Annotated in this window: 14 protein-coding genes, 3 pseudogenes and 1 riboswitch; of the genes and pseudogenes, 8 read left to right on the top strand and 9 right to left on the bottom strand. The window is 70.4% G+C overall.

Translation table 11 applies throughout. From position 1 onward, the window contains the following. The first annotated feature begins 1 nt into the window (after nt 1). The 3 genes from ABZ855_RS03050 (at nt 2) to recQ (ending at nt 5484) form a co-directional block, all read left to right on the top strand. The gene (locus ABZ855_RS03050; RefSeq protein ID WP_360799959.1) at nt 2–1573 is read left to right on the top strand and encodes an NADH-quinone oxidoreductase subunit M; all 1572 of its coding nucleotides are present in this window, start codon (nt 2–4) and stop codon (nt 1571–1573) included. Next, a complete protein-coding gene (gene nuoN, locus ABZ855_RS03055) occupies nt 1570–3219 on the top strand; it encodes an NADH-quinone oxidoreductase subunit NuoN (RefSeq protein WP_319206508.1) in 1650 nt (549 codons plus the stop codon). Before ABZ855_RS03050 ends, nuoN begins: the two co-directional genes overlap by 4 nt. Nucleotides 3220–3354: 135 nt before the next feature. Continuing rightward, a complete protein-coding gene (gene recQ, locus ABZ855_RS03060) occupies nt 3355–5484 on the top strand; it encodes a DNA helicase RecQ (protein WP_360799963.1) in 2130 nt (709 codons plus the stop codon). A gap of 35 nt (nt 5485–5519) precedes the next feature. Here the strand turns inward: recQ and fahA are convergent, their stop codons facing one another. Further along, nucleotides 5520–6734, bottom strand: a complete 1215-nt coding sequence (gene fahA / locus ABZ855_RS03065) for a fumarylacetoacetase (protein ID WP_360799965.1) — start codon at nt 6732–6734, stop codon at nt 5520–5522. A gap of 685 nt (nt 6735–7419) precedes the next feature. Between fahA and ABZ855_RS03070 the strand changes: the two are divergent. Next, nucleotides 7420–8220: pseudogene (locus ABZ855_RS03070) on the top strand (HAD family hydrolase); the annotation flags it as partial. A gap of 243 nt (nt 8221–8463) precedes the next feature. Here the strand turns inward: ABZ855_RS03070 and ABZ855_RS03075 are convergent. Further along, on the bottom strand, nt 8464–8955 hold the full coding sequence (locus ABZ855_RS03075) for a transglycosylase SLT domain-containing protein (protein WP_360799967.1): 492 nt from the start codon (nt 8953–8955) through the stop codon (nt 8464–8466). Between the two features lie 3 nt (nt 8956–8958). Next, nucleotides 8959–9124: riboswitch (cyclic di-AMP (ydaO/yuaA leader) on the bottom strand. A 538-nt stretch (nt 9125–9662) separates the two neighbouring features. Between ABZ855_RS03075 and ABZ855_RS03080 the strand changes: the two genes are divergently transcribed. The 4 genes from ABZ855_RS03080 (at nt 9663) to ABZ855_RS03095 (ending at nt 14444) form a co-directional block, all read left to right on the top strand. Continuing rightward, on the top strand, nt 9663–10673 hold the full coding sequence (locus tag ABZ855_RS03080) for a polyprenyl synthetase family protein (RefSeq protein ID WP_319206514.1): 1011 nt from the start codon (nt 9663–9665) through the stop codon (nt 10671–10673). A 346-nt stretch (nt 10674–11019) separates the two neighbouring features. Then, nucleotides 11020–12387 (top strand): DUF2092 domain-containing protein, encoded by a 1368-nt coding sequence (locus ABZ855_RS03085; RefSeq protein ID WP_360799972.1) that lies wholly within the window; start codon nt 11020–11022, stop codon nt 12385–12387. 130 nt (nt 12388–12517) lie between these two features. After that, nucleotides 12518–13501: an ABC transporter ATP-binding protein gene (locus ABZ855_RS03090; protein ID WP_360799975.1), complete on the top strand. Its 984-nt coding sequence runs from the start codon at nt 12518–12520 to the stop codon at nt 13499–13501. After that, nucleotides 13488–14444: an ABC transporter permease gene (locus tag ABZ855_RS03095; RefSeq protein ID WP_360799978.1), complete on the top strand. Its 957-nt coding sequence runs from the start codon at nt 13488–13490 to the stop codon at nt 14442–14444. The genes ABZ855_RS03090 and ABZ855_RS03095 overlap by 14 nt, the downstream gene beginning before the upstream one ends. A gap of 16 nt (nt 14445–14460) precedes the next feature. Here ABZ855_RS03095 and ABZ855_RS03100 read toward each other — a convergent pair. The 7 genes and pseudogenes from ABZ855_RS03100 to ABZ855_RS03130 form a co-directional block, all read right to left on the bottom strand. Further along, nucleotides 14461–15431, bottom strand: a pseudogene (locus ABZ855_RS03100) (amidase family protein); the annotation flags it as partial. Between the two features lie 735 nt (nt 15432–16166). Further along, a pseudogene (locus tag ABZ855_RS03105) lies at nt 16167–16346 on the bottom strand (amidase); the annotation flags it as partial. Between the two features lie 53 nt (nt 16347–16399). Further along, nucleotides 16400–17827 (bottom strand): hypothetical protein, encoded by a 1428-nt coding sequence (locus tag ABZ855_RS03110; RefSeq protein WP_360799981.1) that lies wholly within the window; start codon nt 17825–17827, stop codon nt 16400–16402. Nucleotides 17828–18004: 177 nt separating this feature from the next. Beyond that, nucleotides 18005–18967 (bottom strand): M28 family metallopeptidase, encoded by a 963-nt coding sequence (locus ABZ855_RS03115; RefSeq protein ID WP_360799984.1) that lies wholly within the window; start codon nt 18965–18967, stop codon nt 18005–18007. 191 nt (nt 18968–19158) lie between these two features. After that, a complete protein-coding gene (locus ABZ855_RS03120) occupies nt 19159–19641 on the bottom strand; it encodes a VOC family protein (RefSeq protein ID WP_360799987.1) in 483 nt (160 codons plus the stop codon). A gap of 63 nt (nt 19642–19704) precedes the next feature. After that, nucleotides 19705–20727, bottom strand: a complete 1023-nt coding sequence (rarD, locus tag ABZ855_RS03125; RefSeq protein WP_360799990.1) for an EamA family transporter RarD — start codon at nt 20725–20727, stop codon at nt 19705–19707. Nucleotides 20728–20903: 176 nt separating this feature from the next. After that, on the bottom strand, nt 20904–21755 hold the full coding sequence (locus tag ABZ855_RS03130) for an NAD(P)H-binding protein (protein WP_360799993.1): 852 nt from the start codon (nt 21753–21755) through the stop codon (nt 20904–20906). Nucleotides 21756–21907: the final 152 nt, after the last annotated feature.

Raw genomic sequence — 21907 nt, forward strand, 5'->3', positions numbered from 1 at the left:
GATGTCCTTTCCCCTCCTGACAGCGACGGCGGCGCTCCCGGCCCTCGGGGCGATCGCCACGGCGGCCGTCCCGGCCGCGCGGCGCACCGCCGCCAAGTGGCTGGCGCTGCTCGTCTCGCTCGCCACCCTGGCGCTCGCCGCGATCATCCTGGTCCGTTTCGACCCGGGCGGCGACCGCTACCAGCTCACCGAATCACGCGCCTGGATCAAGGACTTCGGGGTGCGGTACGAACTGGGCGTGGACGGCATCGCCGTGGCGCTCATCGCACTGACCGCGCTGCTGATCCCGTTCGTGATCCTGGCCGGCTGGCACGACGCCGACCCCCTGGAGACGGGGAACACCCGGTGGCGGCCCACCCAGGGCTTCTTCGCGCTGATCCTGGCCGTCGAGGCGATGGTGATCATCTCCTTCGAGGCCACCGACGTCTTCCTCTTCTACATCTTTTTCGAAGCCATGCTCATCCCGATGTACTTCCTCATCGGCGGCTTCGGGGACCGTGCCCACGAGCACGGCGAGGAGACGGCCTCCACCCAACGCTCGTACGCGGCGGTGAAGTTCCTCCTCTACAACCTCGTCGGCGGCCTGATCATGCTGGCGGCCGTGATCGGCCTCTACGTGGTGGCCGGGAACTTCTCGCTGACGGAGATCGCCGCGGCGCGGGCCAACGGCTCGCTGGACATGGCCACGAACACCGAACGCTGGCTGTTCCTGGGCTTCTTCTTCGCCTTCGCGGTGAAGGCGCCCCTGTGGCCGCTGCACACCTGGCTGCCCAACGCCATGGGGGAGGCCACCACGCCGGTCGCCGTGCTCATCACGGCGGTCGTCGACAAGGTGGGCACCTTCGCGATGCTCCGCTTCTGCCTCCAGCTGTTCCCGGAGGCGTCCAAGTGGGCGACGCCCGTCATCCTGGTACTGGCGCTGGTCAGCATCATCTACGGGGCGCTGCTCGCGGTCGGCCAGCGGGACATCAAGCGGCTGGTCGCGTACGCGTCGATCTCGCACTTCGGGTTCATCATCCTGGGCATCTTCGCGATGACCAGCCAGGGCCAGTCGGGCGCGACGCTGTACATGGTCAACCACGGGATCTCCACGGCGGCGCTGATGCTGGTCGCCGGCTTCCTGATCTCGCGGCGCGGCTCGCGGCTCATCGCCGACTACGGAGGCGTCCAGAAGGTCGCCCCGGTGCTCGCCGGCACGTTCCTGATCGGTGGGCTCGCCACCCTGTCGCTCCCGGGCCTCGCGCCCTTCGTGAGTGAGTTCCTGGTGCTGGTGGGCACGTTCGCTCGCTACCCGGTGGTCGGCATCATCGCCACCTTCGGCATCGTCCTCGCCGCGCTCTACACCCTCGTCCTCTACCAGCGGACGATGACGGGCCCGGTGAAGGCGGAGGTCGCCAAGATGCCGGACCTCAGGATGCGTGAACTCGTGGTCGTGACGCCGCTGATCGTGCTGCTGATCTTCCTGGGTGTCTATCCGAAGCCCTTGACGGACATCGTCAACCCGGCGGTCAAGCAGACCATGTCCGACGTCCATAAGAAGGACCCCAAGCCCGAGGTGGAGGCGGCCAAGTGAGCGCATCAGCCGTCCACAGCCTGTGGACAACGGCGGCCGATCCGATCTCCAAGATCGACGCGCCGAAGATCGAATACGGGCAATTGTCGCCCACCCTGATCGTCATCGGCGCGGCGATCGTGGGGATCCTGGTCGAGGCGTTCGTGCCCCGCAAATCCCGCTACTACGTGCAGCTGTTCGTTTCCGTCGTCGCCCTCACCGCTGCCTTCGCCGCGGTCGTGGGGCTCGCGGCGGGCGGGTACGGCACCACCAAGGCCGGTATCGCGGCGATGGGCGCGATCGCCGTCGACGGACCCGCGCTGTTCCTGCAGGGCACGATCCTGCTGGCGGGCCTGGTCGGACTGTTCACCTTCGCCGAACGGCGCCTCGACCCCGAGGCGCACGGCAACCGCGTCGACTCGTTCGCCGCGCAGGCCGCGTCCGTGCCGGGCAGCGACAGCGAGAAGGCCGCGGTCAAGGCCGGGTTCACCACCACCGAGGTGTTCCCGCTGCTGCTCTTCGCGATCGGCGGCATGCTGATCTTCCCCTCGGCCAACGACCTGCTGACGCTGTTCGTGGCCCTGGAGGTCTTCTCACTCCCGCTGTACCTGCTCTGCGCCCTGGCCCGCCGCAAGCGGCTCATGTCGCAGGAGGCCGCGGTCAAGTACTTCCTGCTGGGCGCCTTCGCCTCCGCGTTCACCCTGTTCGGCATCGCACTGCTGTACGGCTACGCGGGCTCGGTGTCGTACGGGACCATCGCCCAGGTCGTCGACGGCACCGTCAAGAACGTCGACCCGGCCCTCGCCGACACCATGGGCAACGACGTGCTGCTGCTCATCGGCGCCGCGATGATCGTCATGGGCCTGCTCTTCAAGGTCGGCGCCGTCCCGTTCCACATGTGGACGCCGGACGTGTACCAGGGAGCACCCACGCCGGTGACGGGCTTCATGGCCGCGGCGACGAAGGTGGCGGCGTTCGGCGCCCTGCTGCGACTGCTGTACGTGGTGCTGCCGGGCCTGCGCTGGGACTGGCGGCCGGTCATGTGGGGTGTCGCGGTCGTGACCATGCTGGGCGGCGCGATCGTCGCGATCACCCAGACCGACATCAAGCGGCTGCTGGCGTACTCGTCCATCGCGCACGCCGGGTTCATCCTGGCCGGCGTCATCGCTATGACTCCGGACGGGGTCTCGTCCGTCCTGTTCTATCTGGGCGCGTACTCGTTCGTGACGATCGGGGCGTTCGCCGTGGTCACGCTGGTGCGGGATGCCGGAGGGGAGGCGACCCACCTGTCCAAGTGGGCGGGACTCGGGCGCCGCTCCCCGCTGGTGGCAGCCGTGTTCGCGGTGTTCCTCCTCGCTTTCGCCGGCATTCCGCTGACCTCCGGGTTCGCCGGGAAGTTCGCCGTGTTCAAGGCGGCGGCCGAGGGCGGTGCCGGGGCGCTGGTCGTGGTCGGTGTGATCTCGTCGGCGATCGCCGCGTTCTTCTACATCCGGGTGATCGTGCTGATGTTCTTCAGCGAGCCTCGGGCCGACGGGCCCACCGTCGCCGTGCCGTCGCCGTTGACCATGACGACGATCGGGGTGGGGGTGGCGGTCACCGTGGTGCTGGGTGTGGCGCCGCAGTACTTCCTCGATCTGGCGAACCAGGCGGGCGTCTTCGTGCGCTGAGCAGCGGGTTTCTCGCATCGCGCCGGGCCCCGGTCCCCCTGGTGGGACCGGGGCCCGGCGCGTGTTCATGAAGTAGGCAGGGAGGTGTGGCGGGGCGGCCTGTGGATAACTCCGGGACTGTCGGTGCGGGCCCCTATGGTGGACGCAGTGGTCGAGGCGCGACGTACGGGGGACACGACGATGAGCGCGATGAGCGTGATGGGCGGGTCGGGTGTGATGACGGCAGCGGGTGAGGAGCCGGGCGCGAGCGCGGTGGCCGGACCGGCCGGGGCAGTGGACGGCGAGGCGCTGGCCACGCTGCACCGGGTCTTCGGGTACGACTCCTTCCGCGGCGAGCAGGCGGCGGTCATCGACCATGTGGTGGCGGGCGGTGACGCCGTCGTCCTCATGCCGACCGGTGGCGGAAAATCGCTCTGCTACCAGATTCCGTCCCTGGTCAGACCGGGTACGGGGATCGTCGTCTCGCCGCTCATCGCGCTGATGCAGGACCAGGTGGACGCGCTGCGGGCCCTCGGTGTGCGGGCCGGGTTCGTGAACTCCACGCAGGACTTCGACGAGCGGCGAGCGGTGGAGGCCGAGTTCCTCGCCGGTGAGCTGGATCTGCTGTACCTGGCTCCGGAGCGGCTGCGCCTGGAGTCGACCCTGGACCTGCTCTCACGCGGGAAGATCGCTGTCTTCGCCATCGACGAGGCGCACTGCGTCTCGCAGTGGGGACACGACTTCCGGCCCGACTACCTGGCGCTGTCGCTGCTGGGCGAGCGCTGGCCCGAGGTCCCCCGGATCGCCCTCACGGCCACGGCCACGCAGGCGACGCACAAGGAGATCACCCAGCGGCTGGGCATGCCCGACGCCCGCCACTTCGTGGCGAGCTTCGACCGGCCCAACATCCAGTACCGGATCGTTCCCAAGGCCGACCCCAAGAAGCAGCTGCTGTCCTTCCTGAAGGAGGAGCACGCGGGCGACGCCGGCATCGTCTACTGCCTCTCGCGCAACTCCGTCGAACGCACGGCGGAGTTCCTCTCGGCCAACGGCGTGGAGGCGGTGCCCTACCACGCGGGGCTGGACGCGGGCACGCGTGCGGCGCACCAGTCGCGCTTCCTGCGGGAGGACGGCCTGGTCGTCGTGGCGACCATCGCCTTCGGGATGGGCATCGACAAGCCCGACGTCCGGTTCGTCGCCCACTTCGACCTGCCGAAGTCGGTCGAGGGCTACTACCAGGAGACGGGCCGTGCGGGGCGCGACGGCCTGCCGTCCACGGCCTGGATGGCGTACGGGCTGAACGACGTCATACAGCAGCGGAAACTGATCCAGGGCTCCGAGGGCGACGAGGCGCACCGGCGCCGGTCCGCCGCGCACCTGGACGCGATGCTGGCACTGTGCGAGACGGTGCAGTGCCGACGCAGCCAACTGCTCGCCTACTTCGGACAGGACCCGGAGCCGGGCGGCTGCGGCAACTGCGACACCTGCCTGGCACCGCCCGAGACCTGGGACGGCACGGTCGCCGCGCAGAAGGTGCTGTCGACGGTGTGGCGGCTGGAGCGTGAACGGCGCCAGAAGTTCGGCGCGGTCCAGATCGTGGACATTCTGCTGGGCCGGCGGACCGCGAAGGTGATCCAGTTCGACCACGACCAGCTCTCCGTCTTCGGTATTGGGGAGGAACTCGCCGAGGGCGAATGGCGCGGTGTCGTACGGCAGATGCTCGCCCAGGGCCTTCTCGCGGTCGAGGGGGAGTACGGGACGCTGGTGCTGACCGAGGCGAGCGGATCGGTGCTGCGGCGCGAGCGGGACGTGCCGATGCGGAAGGAACCGAAGAAGGCCGCGACCTCGCGGTCGGCCGGTGGCGGCGGCCGGGGTGAGCGCAAGGCGAAGGCGGCGGCGGTCGAGTTGCCCGCCGACCTGCTGCCGGCGTTCGAGGCACTACGGGCCTGGCGCGGTGAACAGGCACGTGAGCAGGGAGTTCCGGCATACGTCATCTTCCATGACGCCACGCTCAGGGAGATCGTCAGCGTCTGGCCCGGCTCGGTGGCGGAGCTGGGCGGAATCAGCGGAGTGGGCGAGAAGAAGCTCGCCACATACGGGGAGGGCGTGCTGAAGACGCTGGCGGCGCTGGGCGGGGCGCCGGTGTCCGGGGCAGCAGCAGGGCCCAGCCCCACGGGCGGCGACGGCGACGGCGGCGGTACGGGCCCCGGGCCGGAGTCCGACCAGCGAGGGCCGGACGACTGGCCCGAGATGGAGATGGAGCCCGAGCCGGAGGACTGGATGTAGACCGGCGGCCCCCGGCTGCCCCCGGGCCACATCGTTCAGCTCGACGCGGTGATGGTGCCCGTCACCTCGCCCAGGCCCACGCGGGTGCCGCCCGGACCCGGGGCCCAGGCGGTGAGGGTGACCTCGTCGCCGTCCTCCAGGAAGGTGCGCTTGCCGGTGGGGAGGTCGATGGCGTCCCTGCCGTTCCAGGTGAGTTCGAGGAGGGAGCCGCGTTCGCGTTCGGTGGGGCCGCTGACCGTGCCTGAGCCGTAGAGGTCGCCGGTGCGCAGGGAAGCGCCGTTGACGGTCATGTGGGCGAGTTGCTGGGCGGCCGTCCAGTACATGCTGGAGAAAGGGGGTTCGGAGATGGTGTGGCCGTTCACGGCGACGGAGATACGCAGGTCGAAGCCGCCGGGTTCCTCCTCGGCGTCGTCGAGGTAGGGAAGCAGGGGGTGGGTCCGGGCAGGCGGCGGAACCCGGGCATCGTCCAGGGCGTCCAGCGGGGTGATCCAGGCCGAGACGGACGTGGCGAAGGACTTCCCGAGGAACGGGCCCAGCGGGACGTACTCCCAGGCCTGGAGGTCGCGGGCGGACCAGTCGTTCAGGAGGCAGAGGCCGAAGACGTGGTCGCGGAAGTCGGACAGGGCCACGGGGCTGCCCATGGGCGACGGTGTGCCCACCACGAAGCCGACCTCCGCCTCGATGTCCAGGCGGACCGACGGACCGAAGAGCGGCACCGGGTCGGTGGGGGCCTTGCGCTGGCCCGAGGGACGTACGACCTCGGTGCCAGAGACCACGACCGTGCCCGAGCGGCCGTGGTAACCGATCGGCAGGTGCTTCCAGTTGGGAGTCAGTGAGTCGGCGGCGTCGGGGCGGAAGATCTGGCCGACGTTCCGGGCGTGGTTCTCGGACGCGTAGAAGTCGACGTAGTCCGCGACCTCGAAGGGGAGGTGCAGCGTCACGGAGGACAGGGGGTGCAGGAGCGGGGCGACCGTCTCCTGGTGGGACGGGACGGTGACCCAGGCGGTGAGGGCGCGCCGGATGTCGGACCAGGTCGTGCGGCCCGCGGCGAGAAGCGGATTGAGGGTCGGACGGGCCAGGACGGAGACATAGGGGGAGCCGAGCGCGGCGGCTGCCGCACCGGCGTCCAGGACGTGGTCGCCGAGACGGACGCCGACCCGGCGGTCCGTGGAGCCGGCCGGGGAGAACACGCCGTACGGCAGGTTGTGCGGGCCGAAGAGGTCGCCCTCGGGGACATCGAAGGGGGGCATGGGCACTGCCTCGCTCTCGTGTGTCGTCAGTCGAAGCCTGTTGTCGGGCTCGGCCGTTGTCGTGGCCGTCTGGATGGCTGGTGCGGCGCGGATCCGTCCGCGGTCGCGGGCTGGGGGTCGTCTCGTGTGGTCATGTGGTCGCGCCACAGGTTACGGGTGGGCGGCCCGAGTCGTCGTTCGGCAACGCGTGGTCGCTGTGGGCCCTCACCTACTCCCCGCATCCCTACCGCTCGCGCGGATCCTCCGGGCGGGAGCAGCGGGGGCAGCGGGTGGGGTTCGTCGGTGGTCGGCCGGTGTTGACCGTATGCGAACTCGGCGGTCGTACGCGGGAGTTGTCGGCCGACCAGGTCATAGCCGCGACCGGCCACCGCGTCGACACCGCCGCGATGGATCTCCTCGGGCACGAGCTGCGCACGGAGCCGGCGATGATCCGGGGAACGTCGAGGCTCGGTGCCGGATATGTGTGGCGGTGGGGTACGGGTAGGCGCGGGTGGGGGCTGGGCGCCTCGCTCGATCTTGTGAACCAGGGGTTCACCGCATCGGGTTGTCGTGCTGATCGTGGCCTCCCGGGGCGGTGTCCGCGGCAGGAACTGGCCCTTGTGCCGGGGCTGTTGCCGCCCGGACGGCGAACGTCGTCCGGTTCGGGCGGCGACCGAGGGGTCGAACGATCCGTATTCTCTGGATCATGCCCGCTCCCACCTCATACGCACTTATCGCCACGGATCTTGACGGAACGCTCCTGCGCGCCGACGACACGCTCTCCGACCGGTCACGGACCGCCCTGGCGCGCGCCACGGCCGCCGGCGCCCGTCATCTGGTCGTGACGGGTCGCCCGGCGCCGAGAGTCCGGCCGTTGCTCGACGACCTCGGTGCCGGGGGGCTCGCGGTGTGCGGGCAGGGAGCGCAGTTGTACGACGCCGGCGCGGACCGCCTGCTGTGGTCGGTGACCCTGGACCGGGAGCTGGCGGAGACCGCGCTCGGCAAGATCGAGGCCGAGGTCGGGCAGTTGTACGCCGCCGTCGATCAGGACGGGGTCGACGGGCTCACGCTGATCGAACCCGGGTACCTGATGCCGCACCCGACGCTGCCCGCCGTACAGGTGCCGCGCCGGGACGATCTGTGGGCCGCGCCCATCAGCAAGGTGCTGCTTCGCCATCCGTCGCTGTCCGACGACGAGTTGGCGTCGGCGGCGCGTGGAGCGGTCGGTTCGCTCGCGACCGTCACCATGTCGGGGCCCGGCACCGTCGAACTGCAGCCATGCGGCATCACCAAGGCGACGGGGCTCGCGTTGGCCGCCGAGTATCTAGGGCTGTCCTCGTCCGCCACCATCGCCTTCGGCGACATGCCCAATGACATCCCGATGTTCGACTGGGCGGCCCACGGTGTCGCCATGGCCAACGCCCATCCCGAGCTCAAGGCGGTGGCGGACGAGGTCACCCTCTCGAACGAGGACGACGGGATCGCGGTGGTGCTGGAGCGGTTGTTCGGGCGGGGGAAGGGCTGGGAGGGCTGGGAGGACTGGGCGGACCGGGAAGTGCCGGTACCAGGGTCGGCACCGGCACCGGCACGGGCACGGGCCGTGGCACCGTCATCGGCCTCGGTACCTGCCTCGGCTGCGACACGGGTCGGTCGGCAGTAGGGCCGGGTAGGCGGAAATGAGCCCGGGTGGGGCGGGCGTCGTGGGTCCGGCCCAGAGGACGCCCGCCCCACCCGGGCAGGGACGGTCGGCCTAGTAGGCCCCGTACACGTTGTCTATCGATCCGTATCGCGCGGCCGCGTAGTTGCAGGCGGCGGTGATGTTGGCGATCGGGTCGTAGGGGTCGAACGAGGTTCCGGCGACGTGGTACGCGGCGAAGGTCGGGTCGATGACCTGGAGGAGGCCCTTGGAGGGGGTGCCGGCTGCCGCGTTCGAGTCCCAGTTGTTGATGGCGTAGGGGTTGCCCGACGACTCGCGCATGATGTTGCGGTAGATGCCGTCGTACGTCCCGGGGATTCCCTTCTGCGCCATGATGTCGAGCGATTCGCGGATCCAGCCGTCCAGGTTGTTCGCGTAGTACGTCGTCGTCGACGACGCGGCCGACGGGGCGGCGGAGGCCGTCGTCGCGGTCAGGAAGGGGATGGCCAGGGCTGCGGCAGCCGTCGCGGTGATGGCGAGTGTGCGCGTGAGTGCGAGCGGGCGGCGAAGGGTTCGCGCGCGGTTGTGCTGACCTCGTGCGGGCATGGTGAGTCCTCTCCGGCGCCTACGAGGTGAGCTGTCGGGTTCGGGCGGGAGATGCCCGGCCGGGCGCGCTGCGGCGCGCGGCTTCACCCCTAGCCGCTCCGGCGTCGATGTCCGGACCGGCGGCTTACCTGGGTCCCCCGCTCCTGCCTGCGTGAGTCACATGTGGGTGGGTGGTGGTCTGCTCTACGGGCGGCGGCAGGATTCGGCGATCCGCCCGGTGTGGCGCGAAACGTATGCGAGAGCACACGTGTGGAACAAGGGGCGGAAATGCAGGACTTGCCCATATCGTGCACACATTGGGAATAAAACGGGCAAATGGTAAAGGATGGGTGGAGGGGTAACTTGCCTTTGTGAACGGGGAGTTTGCGGGGAGGAGGGGGTGTGGGTTGATTGACGGCGTGACTCGAATCACGAGGTGGGGGGTAGGGGTGGTCTCGATGGGGCGAGTGGTGAATTTGGGGTGTTTCGAGGTTTTTGGGACATGTGTCGGTCACCGGAAAGGGCCGGAGATGGGCGCGGTGTGCTTATAAATGTCCATGCTTTGGACTGATCAAAAACATTCCGGTCGTGATCCGATACCGCCCGGCCTGGACGGGCGGGCGCTCGCGGTGATCGAAACATGACCGGATACGCTGACTCGAGTGAGGGCAGCGACCTATCGACACACCGTGTGACCGCCAGTAGACACAGCAGACAGGAGATCCCTCGTGACCGTCGTCGGGCCGTTCGGGCTGAGCGTGCGGGACCAGGCTCTCGAAGCCGATGTCCAGGCCGGATTGGCGGCTGTCGAGGAAGGTTTGCTCGAAGCCACCAAGAGCGAGGTCCCCTTCATCACGGAGGCCGCGCAGCATCTCGTACGGGCGGGCGGTAAGCGTTTCAGGCCACTGCTCGTGATGCTCGCGGCGCAGTTCGGGGACCGGCACGCGCCGGGGATCGTGCCGTCCGCGGTGGTGGTGGAGCTGACCCACCTCGCGACGCTGTATCACGACGACGTCATGGACGAGGCCGAGGTACGACGCGGGGTGCCCAGCGCCAACACGCGCTGGGGGAACTCCGTCGCGGTCCTCACCGGGGACTTCCTGTTTGCGCGCGCCTCGCACATCCTCGCCGACCTCGGGCCCGAGGCGGTCCGGGTGCAGGCCGAGGCGTTCGAGCGGCTGGTGACCGGGCAGATCCTGGAGACCGCGGGACCGTCGGACGGGCGGGACCCCGTCGAGCACTATCTGGACGTGCTCGGCGGCAAGACCGGATCGCTGGTGGCGGTGGCCTGCCGGTTCGGGGCGATGATGTCCGGTGCCGACGACAGCGTCGTGGATGTGCTCACCCAGTACGGGGAGCGGCTCGGGGTCGCCTTCCAGCTCGCGGACGACGTGCTGGACATCGCGTCCGACTCCCACGAGTCGGGGAAGACGCCGGGTACGGATCTGCGCGAGGGCATTCCCACGATGCCCGTGCTGCGGTTGCGTGAGCGGGTGGCTCGACTGGGGCTGGCCGAGGACATCGCGCTGTGCGAGCTGCTCGACTCCGACCTGAGTGACGACGCCCGGCACGCGGAGGCGCTGGCCCGGCTGCGGGTGCATCCGGCGCTGGAGCAGGCTCGGCGGGACACGGTGCGGTATGCGGAGGATGCGCGGGCGGCGTTGGCGCCGTTGGTGGAGTGCGATGCGAAGGCCGCGCTGCTGGAGATGTGCGACGCGGTGGTGCATCGGGCGGGGTGAGGTTCGCCCCCGCCGCCCTTACCCGTCCCATCCCTTCCTGGGGGCTGCCGCCCCCAGACCCCCGCTACGGCCCTGGACGGGCCTTGTCCTCAAACGCCGGACGGGCTGACCATGCTGGCCGGCGCTGTATGAGCAGAGCATGTGCCCCTAAGGGTCGGGGGATGCGAGGCGCCTCCATGTCATCCCGTGGCAGTACGTGGAGTTGAGCCCAAGGTCTGACGATTCCCCACCTTCGATTTGGTGAGATGGAAACCACCACTCCTCACCGGTTCGGGTGAGAATGGCGGCTCAGGGTGGACAGAGTGTGGGACGGACAGCCGCCGCCGACGACGGAGGTAAGGCACACATGGCACCGTACGAAGAGGCCAAGTCCGGGGACCGGATCGAGGCCGGGATCGAGGCCGAGGACGTGCCGTCCCGGCGCCGTAAGGCCGCGCGTTATGCCGCCCCGGCCGTGGTGATCGGTCTGACGGTCGCGACGATCGGGCTGGTACCGGCGTTCGCCGGCTCCGGTGACCCCGATCTGCCGAAGATCAGCGCGCAGGAACTCATCGAGAAGATCGCCGCCTCGGACGTACAGCAGCTGTCCGGCACGGTGAAGATCAGTACGGACCTGGGGCTGCCCGACCTCGGCGGTCTGGAGAGCGGGCTGCTGTCGGGCGGTGGCCTCGGCGGGGATTCCGACGGCTCGGGGTCGGCAGCCGATCCGAGCGCCAAGCTTCTCGAACTGGCCTCCGGCACGCACACCGTACGCGTCGCCCTGGACGGTCCCGACAAGCAGAAGATCTCGCTGCTGGAGAAGGCCGCCGAGTACAGCGTGATCCACAACGGCGACGAGGTGTGGGCGTACGACAGCGCGTCGAACGAGGCGTTCCACGCGACCGCGCCCGAATCCGCGGGCAAGCACGAGAAGGGCGAGGGTGCCGGCAAGGGCAAGGACCCGGTTCTGCCCGGCGACGACGTGCCCGCCACGCCCGGTCGGCTCGCCGAGGAGGCCCTTAAGGCGGTCGACGACACGACCTCCGTGACCGTCGACGGGACGGCCCACGTCGCCGGCCGGGACGCGTACAAGCTGGTCATCAAGCCGAAGGAGTCCGGCTCCACGGTCGGGGCGATCAGCGTCGCCGTCGACTCGAAGACCGGGACGCCGCTGAAGTTCACGCTCACCCCGGCGAGCGGCGGGGCCGCTGTCGTGGACGCCGGGTTCGTCGACGTCGACTTCGCCAAGCCCGCCGCCTCCACCTTCGACTTCACCCCGCCCAAGGGGACCAAGGTCACCGAGGAAGGCGGCCCGGGCAAGGCCGACGATGCGCCAGGCAAGGACTTCGGCAAGGACTTCGGGAAGGGCTTCGGCAAGGAGTTCGGTGAGGAGTTCGACGAGGGCCTCATGGGGCCTGACGGCCACGGTTGGGCGAACGGCGCCGACCGTGACGGCGTCGGCGAGGGCGGCAAGGTCATCGGCGAGGGCTGGAACTCCATCGCCGTGTTCGACTCCGGTGCCGAAGGCGGCATGCCGTCGGGCGACGCCTCTCCCGACGCCGGGATGTTCGGCGGCTTCCTCGGCTCCTTCGGCGACAAGGTCTCCGGCGACTTCGGCTCCGGCACGGTCTTCAAGACCCGCCTGATCAACGCCCTGATGACGGACGACGGCAAGGTCTACGTCGGCGCGGTCACGAAGGACGCCCTGGTCAAGGCGGCGAACGCGGACAAGTAACTCCCGTAGGGGAAACGGCCGTAGGGGAAACGGCCGTAGGGAAACGGCCGTAGGGAAACGGCCGTAGAGGGACGGCCGTAGAGGGACGGCCGTAGAGGGACGGCGTAAGGCACGACGATTGAGGGAGCCCATGGAGGAACCGTCCGCCGCGGAGCCGGAAGAGGCGCACCGGGACGACGACGCGGTCATCGTCACGCGCGCCCTCACCAAGCGCTATCGCGGCGGACAGCTCGCCGTCGACGCTCTCGACCTCACCGTCCCGGCGGGCAGCGTCTTCGGTTTCCTCGGGCCCAACGGCTCGGGCAAGACCACGACGATCCGCATGCTGATGGGCCTGATCGAGCCGACCTCGGGCGCGGCGCGGGTGCTGGGGCGGCCGATGCCCCGCGCCACCCGCGCCGTCCTGCCGCAGGTCGGCGCGCTCATCGAGGGGCCCGCGCTGTACGGCTTCCTCTCGGGCCGCGACAACCTCGTACGGTACGACTCCGCCGACCCGACCGCCGATCCGCGCACCCGGCGTGCGCGCGTCGGCGCGGCGCTGGACCGGGTGGGTCTGACGGCCGCCGCCGGCAAGAAGGCGAAGGCGTACTCGCTGGGTATGAAGCAGCGGCTCGGTCTCGCGGCGGCGCTGCTCCAGCCGCGGCGGCTGCTGGTCCTCGACGAGCCGACCAATGGGCTCGATCCGCAGGGGATGCGTGAAATCCGTTCCCTGGTACGGGAGTTGGCGTCCGACGGCACCACCGTCTTCCTCTCCTCCCACCTTCTCGACGAGATCGAGCAGGTCTGCACGCACGCCGCCGTGATGGCGCAGGGGCGACTGATCACCCAGGGCGCGGTGGCCGAGTTGGCCGCCGGAGCCCGGGGTCGGCTGGTCGTGACGACGCCCGACGCGGCGGACGCGGCCCGCGTACTCAAGGAACAGGGCGTGGCCGACGTGATCGTGACCGAGGACCGGGTGTCCGGCGAGGTGCCCGAGGGCGATCGTGAACTCGCCGATTTGAACGCCGCGTTGGTCGGCGCGGGCGTCCGCGTCCGGGGCTTCGGCGTCGAACGGGCGTCCCTGGAGGACGCGTTCGTGGCGCTGACGGGGGAGGGCTTCGATGTCGCGGGCTGAGACCACCGGTACCTCTCCTACCCCTCCCACCCCTCCTGCCTCTCGCACCCCGCGTACGGATACCGGCCGTGCGACGCGAACTCCCCGCACCCCCAGCCCCCTCTGGAGCCTGAGCCTTTTCCGCAGCGAGCTTGTCACCACCTTCCGGCGCTGGCGGACCCTCGCACTGCTCGCCGTGCTCGCAGCCGTACCGATCGTCCTCGGTATCGCCGTGAAGATCGAGACGAGCGACGGTTCGTCAGCGGTGGGCGGCGGTCCCGAGGGCGGCGGGGGACCGGCGTTCATCTCGCAGATCAGCAACAACGGCCTGTTCCTGGTGTTCACGGCACTGGCCGCGACCCTCCCGTTCTTCCTCCCGATGGCCATCGGCGTCATCGCGGGCGACGCGATCGCCGGCGAGTCGAGCGCGGGCACGCTCCGCTATCTGCTGGTCGCCCCGGCCGGCCGCACCCGCCTGCTCCTCACCAAATACGCGACCACACTGACGTTCTGCCTGGTCGCGACGCTGGTGGTGGCGATATCGGCGCTCACGATCGGCGCGTTCCTCTTCCCGCTCGGCGACCTGATGACCATCTCCGGTACGAACATCAGCTTCACGGAGGGTCTCGGGCGGGCGTTGCTGATCGCGCTGGTCGTCGCCGCGTCACTGATCGGGGTGGCGGCGCTCGGCCTGTTCGTCTCCACCCTGACGAGCAGCGGCATCGCGGCGATGGCGACGACCGTAGGGCTGCTCATCACCATCCAGATCCTCGACCAGATACCCCAACTGCACGCGCTCCAGCCGTACTTCTTCTCCCACTACTGGCTGTCCTTCGCCGACCTGATGCGTGAACCGGTCTACTGGGACGACCTGGTGAAAAACCTGGGCCTCCAGGCCGTGTACGCGGCGGTGTTCGGCTCGGCGGCCTGGGCACGGTTCACGACGAAGGACATCACGGCCTGAACTCCGCGTACGTACGTCACCGGGGCCGCGCCCGGGGCGCCCGTAGGCCTGCCCGTGTCTCCGCCTCCGCCATGACCCGCAACAGCACCTCCTCCTCGCCGTGCCGGGCGACCACCTGGAGGCCGACCGGGCAGCCGTCCGGGCCGAAGCCCGCGGGGATGCTCGCCGCCGGGTGGCCGCTGAGGTTGAACGCCCAGGTGAGCGCGGTCGAGTACCGGTCTCCGGGGCCCTCGTGACCGTGCGGCGGGTTCGGGGTGGTGGGGGTCAGGAGCAGGTCGGCCCGGCTGAACAGCTCCGCCAGTCGTTGGTCGTTGAGCGTGCGCGGCGGGGATGCCGTACCGCCACCCGTATCCGTATCCGTATTCCTACGCGCGTCCACGTTCACGTCCGAGCCCGACGCGCGCAGCGCCAGCCAGGCCGGCCCCGGGTCGGCGAGGCGCACGGGGACGTCGTCGGGTGGCAGCAGCCGTACGACCCCGGCACCGTCGAGCCGCAGCGCGGCGCCGTGCGCGACGAGCGCGGGCCCTGGATCGGCGGGGGCGAAACCGAGGGAGTCGGACCAGAGGGCGATGAGAGGGCGTGGCGCGTCCTGCTGATCGCGGCCACTCGCCCCCCCCGTACCGAACCCACAGCACCTGCCGAGCTGCCGGCACCCTCCACCGCGCCCCCGGAGCCCCCGGCGACGCACCGCCAGTACGCCTCCAGGTCCGCCGCCCGCCGGGCAACCGCGCCGACCGCGCTCAGCCCCGTCCGGTCGGGATGCGGCAGGCGCCCGTTCGTCGACTTGAGGCCGAACACCCCGCACCAGGCGGCCGGGATACGGATGGACCCGGCCCCGTCCGCGCCGGTGGCGAGGGGAACGAGGCCCGCAGCCACGGCCGCCGCGGCCCCGGCCGACGAACCGCCGGGCACCCGGTCGGCCCGCCACGGATTGACGGTCCACCCACCGGCCCCGAGCCCCCACGTCTGCCATGAGGCCCCGGGCCCTGCCCCGACACGTGGCTCGGGCTCTGGCCCTGCGCCGACACGTGGCTCGGGCTCTGGCCCTGCGCCGACACGTGGCTCGGGTCCTGGCCCTGCGCCGACACCTGACTTGGACCCGGACCATGGCCCTGACCCTGCCCCGGACTCTGCCCCTGGCTCGGACCGGGACCCGGACCCGGGCCCGGGCCCGGGCCTTGCCCCTGACTCGGACCCTGCTCCCGCCCCTGACTCGGACCCGGACCCGGACCAGGACCAGGACCCGGGCCCTGCCCCTGGCTCGGACCGGGACCCGGGCCCTGCCCCTGGCTCGGACCGGGACCCGGGCCCGGGCCTTGCCCCTGACTCGGACCCTGCTCCCGCCCCTGACTCGGACCCGGGTTGGGGCCCCGGTCCTGAACTTGACTCGGACCCGGCCCCTGACCCGGGTTGGCGCCCCGGTCCCGACCCTGACTCGGGCCCGGCCCCTGATACGGACCCTGACCCGGGCTGTGACCCCGGCCCCGCCCCTGACTCGGACCCCGCCCCTGATACGGGCCCGGACCTAGACCCCGGCCCCGACCCTGACGCGGACCCCGCCCCAGATACGGACCCGGACCCGGACCCCGACCCGGATACGGGTCCGGAACCGGAACCGGACCCCGCCGCAGGTACAGACGTCGCCCCCACCACCACGCACCCCGCCGCAGCCAACCGCACCGCGTCCGCCGCGCGTTCCCCGTACCGCCCCTTGACCGCGATCGGTACGCCCGCGAGCGGCAACCACTCACCCGCGGCCACCCGTGCGTCCACCTCGCGTGCCCGCCGCAGCGCCGCCTCGCCCCACACCTCCGTGAACGCGCACAACTCCGGCTCCGCGACGGCGATCCGCGCGAGCGCGTCGGTGACGACCTCGACGGCGGTCACCTCCCGCGACCGCACAGCGGCGGCGATCTCGTCGACCGTGAGATCTGCGAAACGCCCCCCGGCCGGGCTCAACTCTCCGCGCGCCCGGAGAGCAGGATCCCGCCGCCCTCGATCCAGGTGAGGAAGATGCCGGCGCCGGCCGGCGTGTACGCGGGCACCTCCGTGCCGGTCGGCAGGGCCTTCGGGGTGCCTGTCGAGGCGGGGATCTCGACGGCGACGCGCGGGCTCGAGCCCGCGACCGTTCCGTACGCCGTACCGTCGTCGCGTACGGAGTCGATCAGCATGTCCTTGCGGCCCTCGTCCCCGCCCGCGCCCGCGGCGACACAGACCGCGGTGCCCTTCTGGAGGTCGAACAGCATCCAGCCGTACGCGAGATAGCGCCCGTTCGGTGAGACGGACGTCAGGACGCTGTCCCCGAGGACGGTGTCGTCTTTGTCGAAAATCTGGGTGAGCGTGCGGTCGCGGCACTCGGCACGCAGCAGGACCTTGCCGGTCGCGGCGTCGTGCACGGTCCGCACGGTCTCCTGGGAACCATCCGCGTTGGGGGCCTTCGAGGTGGTCCAGGAAGCGACGACCTTCCCGTCGGCGACCGTCTGCGCGGTCCCGTTGGCCAGGTCGGGACCGAAGCCGGCGGACTGCTCGGCGGCGACGCCCTCGGGTGTCACGTCCGAGCTGGACCAGCCGCCGGATACGCCTGATACACCTGATACGCCGAATCCGCCGCCGGAGCCGTTCGTGAGAGGCCCCCGACCACTGGTCCCGACGACCGTGCCGGTGCCGTCGCCCCAGGTGGTGACCTTGCCGCTCGTGACGTCGATGGCCGCCGCGTGGGCGTCGAACCCGTCGACCCAGCTGACGAGGGCCTGGCCCCCGCCGCCGTCACGGACGGTCGCCTCGCCCTGGGCGGTGCCGTTGTTGGCCGCCACGGGGACATCGACGGTACGCAGCGGCGCGACCGCGTCCTTCGAGGCGCCGCCGGCGTCGGCCGCGTACACCACCGCCTGGACGATCTCCTTGCCGTCGTGCAGCTCGTCCTTGCCGGCCAGCCCGTGCGCCCACGCGACGAAGTACTCGCGCCCGCCCGTGCTCACGGCGGTCACCGAACCGGGCGCGGTGGCGGCGGGGTCGTTGCCCGCGGAGTCGTCCAGCGAACCCGGCGGGGTCCAAGGGGCGCTGGTCCACAGCACCTTGCCCGTCGTGGCCTTGCGCACCTGCACGTACATCTCGGCCTGGTCGGCGACCACGTACGCGACGGTCCCCGAATCGGGCGCGACGGCGACGGGCGCGGTCTCGGCGCCTTCCCGCACCCAGGACAGCTCCTGGTCCCAGCCGCGGTCGGCATCGTAGGCGGCGGGGACGGTCAACTCGGCGAGCGAGCCGCCGGGTTGACCGTCCGCCTTGGGATCACCGGCGCCGGCGGCCCGCTCGGCCTTCTCGGGCTGCGCCCCTCCGCCACCGCATCCGGCGAGGACCAACCCCGCGACGACGGCCGCCATCACTCTCGTAACTCTCGTACCAGCCCTGCGCATTGACGTTCCTTCCCCCGTACCGACGTACTGACGTATCGGCGTACTGATGTACCGGCGTACTGATGTACAGCGGTACCGATCTTGGCATCCGTACGATGCCATCGTCAGCGCGGTACGGGGGAGTTGGACCGTGAACTGTGCGGGTTACTTCGACAACTCCCACACGGCGTACGCGGCAGCGTCACTGTTGCGGTCGAGGGCGGTGTCGTCGATGTTGGCCGTCGTGTCGCAGGACGAGTGGTAGCAGCGGTCGAACGCCCGGCCCGACGTACCGCCCCACTTGGCCGCCTGCGCGGCCGTCTTGATGTAGTCGGCGCCGCTGAACAGACCGCCGACGGGGATGCCCACGTTCTTGAAGGGCGCGTGGTCGGAGCGGCCGTCGCCCTCGGTCTCGATCTCGGTCGCGACGCCGATACCGGCGTAGTAGTCCTTGAAGGTGCGTTCGATGGTCGGGTCGTCGTCGTAGACGAAGTAGCCGGGGTTCGGTGAGCCGATCATGTCGAAGTTCAGATAGCCCTTGACGCGCGCACGGTTCGCCGAGGAGAGGTTGTTGACGTAGTACTTGGAGCCGACCATGCCCAGCTCCTCCGCTCCCCACCAGGCGAATCGCAGGTGCTTCGTCGGCTGGTACTGGGCGCGGGAGACAGCGAGCGCGATCTCCAGGACGGCGGCGGAGCCACTCCCGTTGTCGTTGATCCCGGCGCCGGCGGTGACGCTGTCGAGGTGCGAGCCCGCCATGATCACCTGGTTGGTGTCGCCGCCGGGCCAGTCGGCGATCAGGTTGTAGCCGGTACGGCTCGACGCGGTGAACTGCTGGATGGTCGTGGTGAATCCGGCCGCGTCCAGTTTGGCCTTCACATAGTCGAGCGAGGCGCGGTAGCCGGTTCTTCCGTGCGCCCGGTTGCCGCCGTTGGCGGTGGCTATGGACTGCAACTGGGTCAGATGCGCCTTGACGTTGGCCACGGGCAGGTCGGGCGCGGCGGCGAGCCTGACGTCCGGTGCGGAGGCGGCGCCGGCGGCTGTGCCCGTGGTGAGGAGCGCGGTGCCGGCGAGGAGGGTGGCGGCCACAGCGGTGGCTGTGACACGTCCGGGAACCGAGAGCTTCATGTGGGGGGCTCCGATTTCCTTGGGAATCCCAGGGATTCCACAGTGGATGGGTGCCTGGATGGTGAAGCTCTGGCTAACAGTTCGTCAAGAGCGCTATCTGGACAGGGGTTTCGCATATCGGACGGATGTGGATATGCGTCTGGACAAGGGGATCGGGGTGGGCATGGTGGACATGGTGGTCATGCCCATGGCTAGTGCACGCAGAATTCGTTTCCCTCCGGATCGGTCATCACCACCCACTCCCCACCCGCCTCACGGACTTCCCGCAGCACGGTCGCCCCCAGCCCTGTCAGCCGTTCCACCTCCGCCGCGCGCCGGTCCGGGCCCGGGTGCAGATCGAGATGGAGCCTGTTTTTGCTCGTCTTCGGCTCCGGGACGCGCTGGAACAGCAGCCGTCGCCCGAGCCCGGTCCCGCTGTCCTCCTGGTACGGGTCGCCGGGATGCCGTACGGCGGCCAGATCCCGCCAGACGCGCCGGCCGTGCGACTCGACGGTCAGCTCGGCCGGTACGGCTCCGGCGCCCAGCAGGCGTTCGACCAGCGCGCTGTGGTCCTCGACCGTGTACGCGAGCGCCCCGCCCCAGAAGTCGGCCTGCGCGTGCGGATCGGCGCAGTCGACGACCAGTTTCCAGTGGACGGGGGTGGGGGAGAGGGGTTGCGCGGGCGTCTCTGTCATGAGAACCACTTATAACGTGGCCCACTGACAACGGCCCGGCGTCACCCGCTGCAACGCCCGCCGTCAGCGGCGCACGTCCTGCGACGCGGCCTCGACCACGTCGTCCACCGCGGCCTCCACCACGTCATCCACCGCGACCCCCACCCCCGGCGGAGCCGGCACCGCCGACTCGACCTCCGCCCTGAGCGCCCGCGCCCCCCGCCGAGCCGTCCGCAGCGCGTCCCACGTCAGCAGGATCAGGGCCAGCCACACCAGCGCGAACCCGGCCCAGCGTTCCGGCGGCATGGCCTCGTGGAAGTAGAAGACGCCGAGGAGGAACTGGAAGACGGGCGCCAGGTACTGCAGCAGCCCCAGCGTCGACAGCGGCACCCGTATCGCCGCCGCGCCGAAGCAGACCAGCGGGAGCGCGGTCACGACGCCGGTCGCCGCGAGCAGGGCCGCGTGTCCGGCGCCTTCCGTGCCGAAGGTCGACTCGCCCTGTCCGCTCAGCCACAGCAGATACGCCAGCGCGGGCAGGAACTGGACCGCGGTCTCCGCGGTCAGCGACTCCAGTCCGCCCAGGTTGACCTTCTTCTTCACCAGGCCGTACGTGGCGAAGGAGAAGGCCAGGCAGAGGGAGACCCAGGGCGGCCGGCCGTAGCCGATCGTCAGTACGAGTACGGCGGCCAGGCAGACGCCGACCGCGGTCCACTGCGCGGGCCGCAGCCGTTCCTTCAGCAGGAGCACGCCCATGGCGATGGTCACGAGCGGGTTGATGAAGTAGCCGAGGGAGGCCTCGACCACGTGCCCGGCGTTCACGGCCCAGATGTAGACGCCCCAGTTGACCGTGATGAGCGCCGCCGCGACCGTGATCAGCGCCAGCCTGCGCGGTTGCCGCAGCAACTCGCCGGCCCAGGCCCAGCGGCGCAGTACCAGCAGCGCGACGCCGACGAAGGCGAGGGACCACACCATCCGGTGGGCCAGGATCTCGGCCGCCCCGGCCGGCTTCAGCAGCGGCCAGAAGAGCGGGACGAGGCCCCACATGCCGTACGCGGCGAAGCCGTTCAGCAGACCCGTGCGCTGCTCACCCGTCGGCTTGCCGGCCACCGGCATCTCCCCTCGTATCAGCGCATGACCATATGGATCCGCGCTCACGACGGTAACGCCGAGCGCCCCCGGCTGTCATGTTCGTATCGGCATACGGTCATGACAGCCGGGGGTCGGCTTCCTGAGCGTCCTCGGGGGCGTGACGGGGGAGTGCGCGCCCCCGAGGGGTACTGGGGTCAGGCCTTGAGCGCGGCGGCGATCGACTCGGCGATCGGCGTGGTCGGACGGCCGGTCAGGCGGGACAGGTCGCCGGGGGTGCCGGCCAGCTGGCCCTGCTCGATGGCGACGTCCACGCCCGCGAGGGTCGCGGCGAGGCCCTCGGGCAGGCCGACGCCGACGAGGATGCCGGTCAGGACCTCGGCGGAGACGGCGTTGTAGGCGACGTCCTTGCCGGACTGCTTGGACACCTCGGCGACGTACTCGGCGAAGCTCCACGCGGTGTCGCCGCTCAGCTCGTACGTCGAGTTCTCGTGGCCCTCGCCGGTCAGCACGGCGACAGCGGCACCGGCGTAGTCGGCGCGCGCGGCGGAGGCGACCCGGCCCTCGCCGGCGGCCTGGGTGACACCGTGCTCGAGGGCGACGGCGAGCTGCTCGGTGTAGTTCTCGTTGTACCAGCCGTTGCGCAGCAGGGAGTACGGGAGGCCGGACTCGAAGATCGCCGCCTCGGTGCCGCGGTGGTCGTCGGCGAGCGCGGCCGTCAGGGCGCCCGGGGCGCTGGTGTACGCGAGCAGCGCGGCGCCCGCGGCCTTGGCGGCCTCGATGACGACCTTGTGCTGGCCGACGCGGCCCTTGTCGAACTCGTTGCCCGAGATGAGCAGCACCTTGTCGCCGGCGGCTATGACACCGTCGAAGGTCTCCGGCTGGTTGTAGTCGGCGATCGCGATCTTCACACCGCGGGCGGCGAAGCCGGAGGCCTTCTCGGCGTCGCGCACGACGGCGGTGATCTGGTCGGCCGGAACCTTCTCCAGCAGCTGCTCGACTACGTGGCGACCGAGTTGGCCGGTGGCTCCGGTGACGACGATGCTCATTGCGTTTCTCCTTGTGCGGGTGAGGACTGGCACTAACCTTAGGAGAAGCGCTAACTCTTGGAAAGTACCCACTTTGAAGTAAGGTACTCACATGGGAGTAAGCGCAGCAGTGATCACGCCGGTGAATACGGCAGCAGGAGCACGAGCGGCAA

This window comes from Streptomyces sp. NPDC047042 (assembly GCF_040644035.1).
In the GTDB taxonomy this organism is placed as follows: Bacteria; Actinomycetota; Actinomycetes; order Streptomycetales; family Streptomycetaceae; genus Streptomyces.